Raw genomic sequence first — 10,063 nt, 5'->3', positions numbered from 1 at the left:
GGCACCGTTAAGCGCATTGGTTCCGATGCTTTGCCCCCAGATGAGCGTAATCAGACCTACCGCTTCCCAGCTACGATTGCCCTCGATACCCAGCAGCTCAAGCTGAAATCTGGCAAGAGCCTGCCTTTGCAAGTGGGTATGTCACTTACGGCCAATATCAAACTGCGCAAGGTAACTTACCTGCAGCTTCTGCTTGGAGAATTTAAAGATAAAACAGACTCCCTTAAGCAAATCTAGCTAATTTGCCTGTCAAGTTGCTTTAGTGAAATAGTCAGTCCAGTTGAGCTTGGTGGGGCAGGCGCTGCTGGGCGGCCTCAATTAAGCCGCGAAATAGGGGGTGAGGCTTGCCGGGGCGGGAGAGGAATTCGGGGTGATATTGGCAGGCTGTAAAAAATGGGTGGCTCTGTAATTCAATTAATTCAACTAGGCGGCCATCAGGCGAGGTGCCGCTGATTGTGTAGCCCGATTCGGTGAAGAGGCTGCGGTAAGCATTGTTGAATTCGTAGCGGTGTCGGTGGCGTTCGTATACAACTTCGTCGCCATAAAGGCGATGAGCCATCGTGTCTGCAGCTAGCCGGCAGGGGTAAACGCCCAGTCGCATCGTGCCGCCCAGATCAACTACGTCCTGTTGCTCAGGCAGTAGGTGAATCACCGGATGGGGCGTGTCTGCATCAAGTTCGGCGCTGGTGGCACCGGCCAGGCCCGCCTGGTTGCGGGCCCACTCGATCACGGCGCACTGCATGCCCAGGCACAGGCCCAGGAAGGGCACCTGCTGTTCCCGCGCCCAGCGGATTGCAGCCACCTTGCCGTCTACACCGCGGTTGCCGAAGCCGCCGGGCACCACCACCGCATCCATGCCGGCCAGCAGAGCTTCTGCGCCCTGGCTTTCGAGCTGCTCGGCGCATACCCAGTGCAGATCAAGCGAAGCATCCCGATCCAGGCAGGCGTGGCGCAGGGCCTCCACCACCGATAGATAGGCGTCGTTGAGCTGCACGTACTTGCCCACCAACGCCACCTTCACCGCCGGGCCGGGGTGGCGCAGTTTGGTTACCAGCTCCTGCCAGCGGGCCATGTCACTTTCAGCGTTGCTGAGCTGCAGCACATCGAGTACCTCGCGGCAGAGGCCCTCCTGCTCCATCGCCAGCGGTACGGCGTAGATGCTGTCGGCGTCCAAGGCCTGGATCACGGCCCGCTGCGGCACGCCGCAGAAGCCACCGATCTTGCGGCGCAGCTCGTCGCTCACGGGCCGGTCGCTGCGGCATACAAGCACATCGGGCTGGATGCCGATCGAGCGCAACTCCTTCACCGAGTGCTGGGTGGGCTTGGTCTTGAGTTCCCCCGAAACGCCAATGAAGGGCAGCAGGGTGACGTGCACGTAGGCGAGGTCCTGGCGGCCCACATCGCCCCGGAATTCGCGTATCGCCTCAAGAAACGGCAGCGATTCGATGTCGCCCACCGTGCCGCCGATCTCGCCAATCACCACGTCGGCATTGCTGTTGGCGGCTACCCGATGGATGCGCTCGCGGATTTCGCGGGTGATGTGGGGGATCACCTGCACGGTGCCGCCGTTGTAGTCGCCGCGGCGTTCCTTGTTGATCACCGACTGGTAAATCGAGCCGGTGGTCACGCTGTTGAGGCGCGACATGGCGGTGTCGGTGAAGCGTTCGTAGTGGCCCAGATCCAGATCGGTCTCGGCGCCGTCCTCGGTGACGAACACCTCACCGTGTTGGTACGGGCTCATCGTGCCCGGGTCCACGTTCAGATACGGGTCGAGCTTGAGGATCGAAACGCTGTAGCCGCGGCTCTTGAGCAGGCGCCCCAGGCTGGCGGCCACGATGCCCTTGCCGATGCTCGACACCACGCCGCCGGTGACAAAGACGAACTTGCTCATATCCCGGTGGCTGACCCTTCAATGTACCGGGCCTTCCAAGGCTCCCTTGCGCCAGCGGGGCCTGGCTGGGTTCGGCGGTCACGCCCGCGGCGCGGGCACCACCGCGCTCACCGCAGCGAACCTCGCAGGAGCCACGAGCGTTCTGGGGGCAGGCTCAGGCCCTTTAGCGGTTGGCTGGCCCGTGGGCTTGGGGCCATTCAGCCCTGGAGGTTCCCGTGCAGCCTGCGGAGGCTCGCTTGGTCCGATTGGGTGTCTGGTCAGAGGCCGGTATTGCCCGCGAAGCGGGCGTTGACCGGCCGAAGCCAGACGCCCAATCGGCATTCCGTTAGCCCTCCAGCAGGCTGCGCAGCATCCAGGCGGTCTTCTCGTGGATCTGCAGCCGCTGGGTGAGCAGGTCGGCGGTGGGTTGGTCGTTGGCCCCATCGGCGGTGACCATGACGCTGCGGATGGTGCGGGCGACCGCCTCGTGGCCGAGGACCAGCTCGCGCACCATCTCCAATGCTGCCGGGATGCCCTGGCTTTCGGCGATTGAGGAGAGCTGGCCATAGGTGGCGCCGCCAAAGGGGGCCGGGCAGCCAAGGGCACGGATGCGCTCGGCGATGGCGTCTAGGGCGTTCCAGAGCTCGGTGTACTGCCCCATAAACATCAGGTGCAGGGTGTTGAACATCGGCCCGGTGACGTTCCAGTGGAAGCCGTGGGTTTTGGCGTAGAGCACGGTGCTGTCAGCCAGCACGCGGCCCAGGCCTGCGGCGATCTCCAGCCGCTGGGCTTCCGGGATGCCGATGTCAATGTCGGTTGCCATGGCGACTTATCCGTAGTGACTGCGTTTTAGCCCGGATTGCTTGGGTTAGTCGAGGCTGCCCAGATAATCCTTCACGCGGCAGCGATTCTGGGGTTGGCGCAGTTTCAGCAGGGCCCGAGATTCGATCTGCCGCACCCGCTCCCGGGAGAGCTGCATGGCAGCGCCGATTTCAGTCAGGCTGCGGGGAGTGTCGTCTACTAGCCCGAAGCGTTGACGGATCACCTCGGCTTCGCGGCTGCTCAGGTCTTCAAGCAGGGCCTCGAGGTCGTTGTGCAGCTGCTCGCGGGCGAGTTCCTGCTCAGGTGTGCCGTGGCCGTCTTCCAGCAGATCGCCGAGCTGCATGTCCTGTTCCTTGCCCACCCGGGCCTCCAGGGAGACGGGTTTGGGCAGCTGCAGCAGCGTTTCGCGGATCAGCGCTTCGCTGAGATTCAGCTCCTGGGCGATTTCAGCCACGCAGGGCAGGCGGCCTAGCCGGGCGCTGAGTTCACGCTGGGCCCGTTTAATTCGGTTGAGCTTCTCGGTGATGTGCACCGGCAGCCGGATCGTGCGGCTCTGGCTGGCAAGGGCCCGGGTGATGCCCTGGCGAATCCACCAGTAGGCGTAGGTGCTGAAGCGAAACCCCCGGGTCGGGTCAAAGCGCTCCACGGCCCGCTCCAGTCCCAAGGTGCCCTCCTGGACCAGATCCAGCAGGTCCATGCCCCGGCGCTGGTACTTCTTGGCCACTGACACCACCAGTCGCAGATTGGCCTGGATCATCCGCTCCTTGGCCCTTTTGCCGCGGTGCAGGGTCAGCCGTCGCTCTTTGTCGGCCAGTTCGTCTTTGCACAGTTCGTCTTTGTCTGGATCGCCCTCGCGCAGTAGCTGTTCTCGCCGCTGCACCAGCCGGGCCAGGGTGAGCTCCTGCTCCTGGGTAAGCAGGTCCACCCGACCGATGTCCTGTAGGTAAAGCCGCACCGGATCGGTGCTGGTGGGGGTGTGGGGCACGCCCAATGGATTAGTGGTGCTTCACCGTTGCTGCGCTGGGCAGCTGCGGCGCCAAATGCCCCGTTTTGTTTTGGCTTTCAGCTTTCGTCTTCCTCAACCCAGGTGCTGGCCACATGCAGCTCGTCTAGTTGTTTGGTGGCCACACCGCCAGGCGCGCCGGTCATCAGGCAGCGGGCCTGCTGGGTCTTGGGGAAGGCGATTGTGTCGCGGATCGATTCCTCGCCCGCCAGCAGCATCACGATCCGATCTACGCCGTAGGCCAGGCCGCCGTGGGGTGGGGCACCCATGTCGAGGGCGTCCATCAGGAAGCCGAACTGCTGGTTGGCCTCCTCCAGGGGCAGACCAATGGTTTGCAGCACCTGGCGCTGCAGGGCCGAATCGTGAATGCGCAGCGAGCCGCCGCCCAGCTCGAGGCCGTTGAGCACCAGGTCGTAGGCCTGGGCGCGGGCCGTGGGCAGGGTGTTGGCCCAGGCGGCGGGATCAGTACCCAGATCCGCGCTGTTGGGGGCGCAGAAGGGGTGGTGCAGGGCTTCGAGGCGGTTTTCGCCGGCGTTGAACTCAAACATCGGGAAATCCACCACCCAGAGGAAATTCCACTGGTCGTTGTCACGGTCGGCCGGCACCAGGCCAAGCTCGCGGGCCAGAAATTGGCGCACCCGATCGAGGGCCTTATTCACCGTGTCCGTATCGCCCGCGCCGAACAGCAGCAGGGTGCCGGGGGTGGCACCGGTGCGGGCCAGCAGTTCGGCTTTTTTGTCTTCTGTGAGGTTGTCTTTGATGGCGCCGATCGTGTCGATCTCGCCGCCTTCGCGCACCCGGATGAAGGCCAGGCCGCCTGCCCCAGCCTTTTGAGCCTCGCTGAACACATCGCCGCCGGGCTTGATGCGCACGTTGCTAATGGCGTCGTTGCCACCAGGCACGGCGATGCACTTCACGGAGCCGCCGGCGGCCACTGCGCCGCTGAATACCTTGAAGCCCATGCCTGCCACCAGGTCGGAGACGTCGGTGAGCTCCAGGCCGTAGCGGGTGTCGGGGCGATCGGTGCCGTAGCGGGCCATGGCCTCGTGCCAGGTGAGGCGCGGGAAGGGACGGGGCAACTCCACCCCTTTCACGGCCTTCCAGATCGAGGCGATCAGGGCCTCGTTGAGCTCCAGGATCTGCTCCTGGTCCATGAAGCTCATTTCGATGTCCAGCTGGGTGAATTCCGGCTGGCGATCGGCCCGCAGATCTTCGTCGCGGAAGCAGCGGGCCACCTGGTAGTAGCGCTCCAGCCCGCCCACCATCAGCAGCTGCTTAAACAGCTGGGGCGACTGGGGTAGCGCAAACCACTCACCACCGCACACCCGGCTGGGCACCAGGTAGTCGCGGGCGCCCTCGGGGGTGGAGCGGGTGAGCACCGGGGTTTCTACCTCGATAAAGCCCTGGTCTTCCAGGAAGCGGCGCATCGCCTGCACGGTGCGGTGGCGCAGGCGCAGGTTGCTGTTCATGCGCTCGCGGCGCAGGTCGAGGTAGCGGTGGCGCAGCCGCAGCTCTTCGCGGGTGTTCTCCTCGTCGTGCACCGACACGGGGAAGGGCAGGTTGCCCTTAACGGCGTTGAGCACGGTGATGGCGCTGGCCAGCACTTCGATGCGGCCGGTGGCCAGTCGGTCGTTGATGGCATCGGCGGGTCGCTCCCGCACCTTGCCTGCCACCTGAATCACCGTTTCGTTGCGCAGGTGCTCCGCTATGGCGAACATCTCGGCGCCATTGTCGGGATCGACGGTGATCTGCACGCTGCCGCTGCTGTCGCGCAGGTCGACAAAAATCACGCCGCCGTGGTCACGACATCGGTCTACCCAGCCGCAGAGCTGCACGGTCTGGCCGCTGGCGTCGTGACGCAGGTCGCCGCATCCGTGGCTGCGCATGCTGAGATCCGGAGTGAATGGGCGATTGTCCCACCCGGTGGCGTCAGCGCTTGTAAAAGGGACGTTTCACCACCAGCGCTGGCTCGGCCTTGCCGCGAATCTGTACTGCCAGTTCGGTGCCCAGCTTGGCGGCGCTGGCTGGTACGTAGGCCAGGGCGATCGCTTCTTCGAGGCTGGGTGACCAGCTGCCGCTGGTGATGTGTCCCACCGGCTCACTAGTCACTGGAGCCCCGGCAGCCAGCACCGGGTAGCCATGGCGGGCGATGGCGCGGCCCTGCAGCTTCAATCCCACCAGGCGCCGTTGGACTCCCGCGGCGCTCTGGCGCTCCAGCACCTCGCGACCAATGAAGGCTTTGGGCATTTCCAGGTGCACCAGCCAGCCCAGGCCGGCCTCCAGGGGTGTGGTGTGCCCATCCAGCTCGTGGCCGTAGAGGTGCATCGCCGCTTCCAGGCGCAGGGTGTCGCGAGCGCCGAGGCCGCAGGGGCTGACGCCGCTGGCCAGCAATTTGTCCCAGAGGAGCAGGCCGTCTGGCCGGTTCAGCAGCAGTTCGAAGCCGTCTTCACCGGTGTAACCAGTGCGGCCCACAAAGGCGCTGGCGCCAGCCAGTTTCAGCTCCCGGTGGCCGAAGCGGGGCAGGCCGCTCAGGTTGGTACCCGCCAACTCCTCCAGCCGGGCGGTCGCCTCCGGGCCCTGCAGGGCCAGCAGCACGCCATCGCTTTTGCGATCTTCAACACTGATGCCCTGGGGCTCTAGCTGGCTGCGGATCCAGGCCGTGTCGGTTGCGGCGCAGGCGGCATTGATCACCAGCAGCAGTTCGTGGCACTGGCCATCTGCCTGCCAACCCCGGTCGTAAACAATCAGGTCGTCGCGGATGCCGCCCCGCTCGTTGAGCAGCACTGTGTAGCAGGCCTCGCCGGGGCCAATCCGAAACAGGTCGGTGGGCACCAGAGCCTGCAGGGCTTCTTTGGCGCCTGCGCCCCGCAGGGTCAGCACCCCCATGTGGGAGATGTCGAAGATGCCGCAGCGGCGCCGCACGGCTTGGTGCTCTGCCACCAAGCCCTCAAATTGCACAGCCATCTCCCAGCCGGCAAAGGGCACCATCCGGCCACCCGCGGCTTGGGCGGCTTCAAACAGGGGGGTGCGTATTAAACCCATGGCCGGATCCTATGCAGGCCTGCGGAATCAATAAGGAACCTGGAAGATTCGCCGTATTCGATACCACTTTGACCAAACGTCCATACCTTGAGAGACCAGATCTCTCCCTTGGATGGGTCAGCGCCCTTGCTGCCGCAGCTGCCGCCATTGCGCCCCACCCAGTGGCGCTGAATTCGGCTGGTGTCAGCTGCGCCAGTTGCCGATCCACCCTGAATTGGCACTGGAGCTGTGGTGCCACCACTGGACGGCCCGGCCGCCGCGGCTGCCTGCGATTAATGCGGCGCCAGCAGCTGGGGGGACACCAGCCCAGCCGAACCAGCAGCTCAGCCTTGAATCAGCCTTTGGCAAAAGCTGAAGAAAATCTGTAATTTTGTCTCGTTTTGGGGCTTTTTTGGCCTTTGTGCTCGCCATGGCTAGCCGCCATGGGCGGCAGAGCTGTATTAAGGGGCTCTGGTTTCGATTAGGGGGTATGGGGCATGGTGGCTTCGGCGACGATCACGACCCCGCTGGAGCTGATGGCGGCTCAGGTGGATTGCGAGGTTCTCACTCTGCCCACCGGCTCCAAGGTGTTTTCCAGGGGCTCCCGGGCCGACTCGATTTATGGGGTGCGCCGCGGCATCATCGAGGTGATCAGCGAGAGCGGCGAGAAGCTTTGCTACCGCCCCGGAGAGCTGTTCAGCTATCAAGACATCCTTTGGCGCGACGGCATTTATCGCAACGAAGCCGTGGCCTGTACCCCTGTTGAGATTCTGCGGCTAGATCGCCTGCGCTTCTTGAACCTGCTCCACAACCATCCGACTCTGGCGGTGTTGCTGATCAGCCAGCAGCACGAGCGCCTGCGCGAACAGCGCACCAGCGGCACTTGCTGCTATTGATCCAGCAGAAACAGCAGGCTGCGCACCACCTTGGCGGCCAGCACGCTGCTCACGCCGGTGGCATCCAGCATCGGCGCCAGCTCCACCACATCGGCGGCCACCAGGTTGTGGTGGCGCAGCTCCTCCACTAGGGCAGCGAAATCCCGCCAGAGGAAGCCGCCGGGCTCCGGGGTGCCGGTGCCGGCCATCACCGCTGGATCAAACCAATCCAGATCCACTGTGAGATAGAGGGGCTTGCCGCGCAGGGGTTTCAGGCTTTCGGCCATCCGCTCAATCGCCACCAGGCGGCCGCTGCTCCGCAACTCGCTGAATTCCTCGCGGGTGCCGCTGCGGATGGCGATCTGCAGCAGCTGCTGGCTGGGCAGCACCTCCAGGCAGCGGCGCATGGCGCAGGCGTGGCTGTGGTGGGCGCCGAGCCATTCCTGGCGCAGGTCGGCGTGGGCATCGAGCTGCACCAGCACCAGCTCCGGGTGCTGCGCGGCCACGGCCGCCACGGCGCCGGAGCTGATCGAGTGCTCGCCGCCCAGCATCAGTGGCTTGAGCCCCAGGGCCAGCACAGCTTCGGTGGCTCGCTTCACGGCCGCCACTACCGGCTCGGGGGCGCCGAAGGGAATGTCCACCGCGCCGAGGTCGGCGATGGCCAGCTCCTCCAAGTCGCGATCGAGCTGGGGGCAGTAGCTCTCCAGGCCGCTGCTCACCTCGCGGATTGCCGCCGGGCCGAAGCGGGTGCCGGGGCGGAAGGAGGTGGTGCCGTCGTAGGGCACGCCAAACAGACCCACGCGGCAGCCGGCGGGCTCGCGCTGGCTGCCCATGTAGATGGCGCCGTCTGAATCAAACAAATCCTTGTCAAAGAGATCCGTGTCAAACATCAGCCCAGCTCCCGTTCGATGGCGGCGGGCACGGCATCAAAGGCGCCGCGCTGCCAGCGGGGGGACCAGATATCACAGCCACAGTCGACGGCCGCGGCGCGGGCGGGATCCGGCTGCAGGTAGCGACGGCCGTCTGTGGCGGCGAACGTCCAGCTCCACCAGCCGCTCGGATACATGGGCACCCAGCCATACATCGGATCGGCATGGCCGAAAACTTCACGGATCAGCTTCACCGTGTCGATATGCACCGCTCGGAAGGCCTCGGGCGATTCGCTCTGGGTGGCGAACACACCGCCTGGCTTGAGGATGCGGCGGCACTGCTCAAAGAAGGCCCTGTTGAACAGGCCCTCGGCCGGGCCAGCCGGGTCGGAGCCGTCCACGATCACCACGTCGTAGCTGGCTTCAGGGGCGTTCGCGGCCCAGGCGATGCCGTCGCCGACGGTGAGGTGGAAGCGGGGGTCACTCCAGCAGCCGCCGCCGATGCTGGGCAGGTACTGCTGGCTCCACTCCACCACCAGGCCGTCGATCTCCACTAGGTCGAGGTGCTGCACGCCAGCGTGGCGCAGGCACTCGCGGGCGGTGCCGCCATCGCCGCCGCCGATCACCAGCACCCGCTCGATGCTGGCGGCGCTGCAGAGGGCCGGATGCACGATCGCCTCGTGGTAGTGCCGCTCCTGGCGCTCGGCAGTCATCCAGCAGCCATCGAGCAGCAGGCCCTTGCCGTAGCGCTGGCTGTCGATGATCGTCACCTTCTGGAAGGCTGAATCCTGTTCAGCGACCACCGTGCCCTCCAGGCCATAGCGCACGCCGTCGAAGACCTCGTCGATCCAGCCCATGGCCAAAATTTCGCAGCCTCCAGCCTTGCGCATCGCCGGTGTGTTGGCCGTGACAGGCTGATTTCTTGGCTCCCCCGAATCCTTGGTTCCCCCGAATCCATGGCTCCCCTGCGACCCACGGCGGATCTGCGGCTGACCCCAGCGCTGGTGATCGGCGCCGCCGAGCTGGCCTGGCGTTTTTCTCGCTCCTCCGGCCCCGGCGGCCAAAACGTGAACACCACCGATTCACGGGTGGAGCTGGTGTTTGATCTGGCAGCCTCTGCGGCGCTGCCGCCCACGATCAAGGCCCGGGCCCTGGGGCGACTGGAGGGAAAGCTGGTGGAAGGTTGTGTGGTGATTGCGGCCAGTGAGCACCGCTCCCAATGGCAAAACCGGGTGGCGGCCCAGCGGCGCCTAGTGGAGCTGCTGCAGGAGGCGATCAAGCCGCCACCACCACCGCGTCGGGCGACTCGGCCCACCCGTGGTTCAGTGCAGCGGCGTCTGGCGGCCAAGAAGCAGCGTGGTGCGATCAAGGGGCAGCGGGGGTCCCGTCCTCAGCTGCCGGAGTACTGAGCTGCCGGAGGTTTTAGCTGCCGGAGGACTGAGGTGTTGGCTGGGTGTCCCTAAATCTGTACAGGTTGTACGGAACTTGCGAGGCTGTTGCGCTCAGGGCTTAGCAGCCTGGCGTTGGCGTGTTTTCAGCGCGTATCTCGGCCTTGGCCTGTTGCCAGAGGCCTTCGAGCTCGCCGATGCAGCGGCCCTTTAGG

Annotated in this window: 10 protein-coding genes and 1 pseudogene; 4 read left to right on the top strand and 7 right to left on the bottom strand. The window is 65.1% G+C overall.

Annotation, left to right across the window (positions count from 1 at the left end; all coding sequences use genetic code 11):
• A pseudogene (locus tag KBY74_RS11670) lies at positions 1-237 on the top strand (hemolysin D); the annotation flags it as partial.
• Positions 238-271: 34 nt separating this feature from the next.
• Here KBY74_RS11670 and KBY74_RS11665 read toward each other — a convergent pair.
• The 5 genes from KBY74_RS11665 to gcvT all read right to left on the bottom strand — a co-directional run bounded on the left by KBY74_RS11665 (position 272) and on the right by gcvT (position 6,737).
• Positions 272-1,891 carry a CTP synthase gene (locus tag KBY74_RS11665; protein ID WP_254942853.1) on the bottom strand — a complete coding sequence of 540 codons (1,620 nt, stop codon included), beginning with the start codon at positions 1,889-1,891 and terminating at the stop codon, positions 272-274.
• Between the two features lie 325 nt (positions 1,892-2,216).
• A complete protein-coding gene (locus tag KBY74_RS11660; protein ID WP_254942852.1) occupies positions 2,217-2,693 on the bottom strand; it encodes a Dps family protein in 477 nt (158 codons plus the stop codon).
• 45 nt (positions 2,694-2,738) lie between these two features.
• On the bottom strand, positions 2,739-3,677 hold the full coding sequence (locus KBY74_RS11655; RefSeq protein ID WP_254942851.1) for an RNA polymerase sigma factor, RpoD/SigA family: 939 nt from the start codon (positions 3,675-3,677) through the stop codon (positions 2,739-2,741).
• A gap of 77 nt (positions 3,678-3,754) precedes the next feature.
• Complete coding sequence (aspS, locus tag KBY74_RS11650; protein WP_254942850.1) at positions 3,755-5,581, bottom strand: aspartate--tRNA ligase; 1,827 nt, start codon at positions 5,579-5,581, stop codon at positions 3,755-3,757.
• 43 nt (positions 5,582-5,624) lie between these two features.
• Positions 5,625-6,737 carry a glycine cleavage system aminomethyltransferase GcvT gene (gene gcvT / locus KBY74_RS11645; protein WP_254942849.1) on the bottom strand — a complete coding sequence of 371 codons (1,113 nt, stop codon included), beginning with the start codon at positions 6,735-6,737 and terminating at the stop codon, positions 5,625-5,627.
• 112 nt (positions 6,738-6,849) lie between these two features.
• Between gcvT and KBY74_RS11640 the strand changes: the two genes are divergently transcribed.
• Both KBY74_RS11640 and KBY74_RS11635 read left to right on the top strand, forming a co-directional pair.
• The gene (locus tag KBY74_RS11640) at positions 6,850-7,092 is read left to right on the top strand and encodes a hypothetical protein (RefSeq protein ID WP_254942848.1); all 243 of its coding nucleotides are present in this window, start codon (positions 6,850-6,852) and stop codon (positions 7,090-7,092) included.
• 121 nt (positions 7,093-7,213) lie between these two features.
• On the top strand, positions 7,214-7,612 hold the full coding sequence (locus KBY74_RS11635) for a Crp/Fnr family transcriptional regulator (RefSeq protein ID WP_254942847.1): 399 nt from the start codon (positions 7,214-7,216) through the stop codon (positions 7,610-7,612).
• Here KBY74_RS11635 and speB read toward each other — a convergent pair.
• Both speB and speE read right to left on the bottom strand, forming a co-directional pair.
• On the bottom strand, positions 7,606-8,481 hold the full coding sequence (gene speB, locus KBY74_RS11630; RefSeq protein ID WP_254942846.1) for an agmatinase: 876 nt from the start codon (positions 8,479-8,481) through the stop codon (positions 7,606-7,608). The two genes, KBY74_RS11635 and speB, sit on opposite strands and share 7 nt — an antisense overlap.
• Entirely contained in the window at positions 8,481-9,317 is an 837-nt protein-coding gene (gene speE, locus KBY74_RS11625) for a polyamine aminopropyltransferase (protein WP_254942845.1), read from the bottom strand. The genes speB and speE overlap by 1 nt, the downstream gene beginning before the upstream one ends.
• A 99-nt stretch (positions 9,318-9,416) precedes the next feature.
• Here speE and arfB point away from each other — a divergent pair, with 99 nt between their 5' ends.
• Positions 9,417-9,869, top strand: a complete 453-nt coding sequence (arfB, locus tag KBY74_RS11620; protein ID WP_254942844.1) for an alternative ribosome rescue aminoacyl-tRNA hydrolase ArfB — start codon at positions 9,417-9,419, stop codon at positions 9,867-9,869.
• The last annotated feature ends 194 nt before the right edge of the window (positions 9,870-10,063 follow it).

The organism is Cyanobium sp. A1C-AMD (assembly GCF_024346495.1).
GTDB lineage: Bacteria > Cyanobacteriota > Cyanobacteriia > PCC-6307 > Cyanobiaceae > Cyanobium_A > Cyanobium_A usitatum.
Note: the sequence above shows the minus strand (reverse complement) of the source record. Positions and strands in the feature narration are given on the sequence as shown.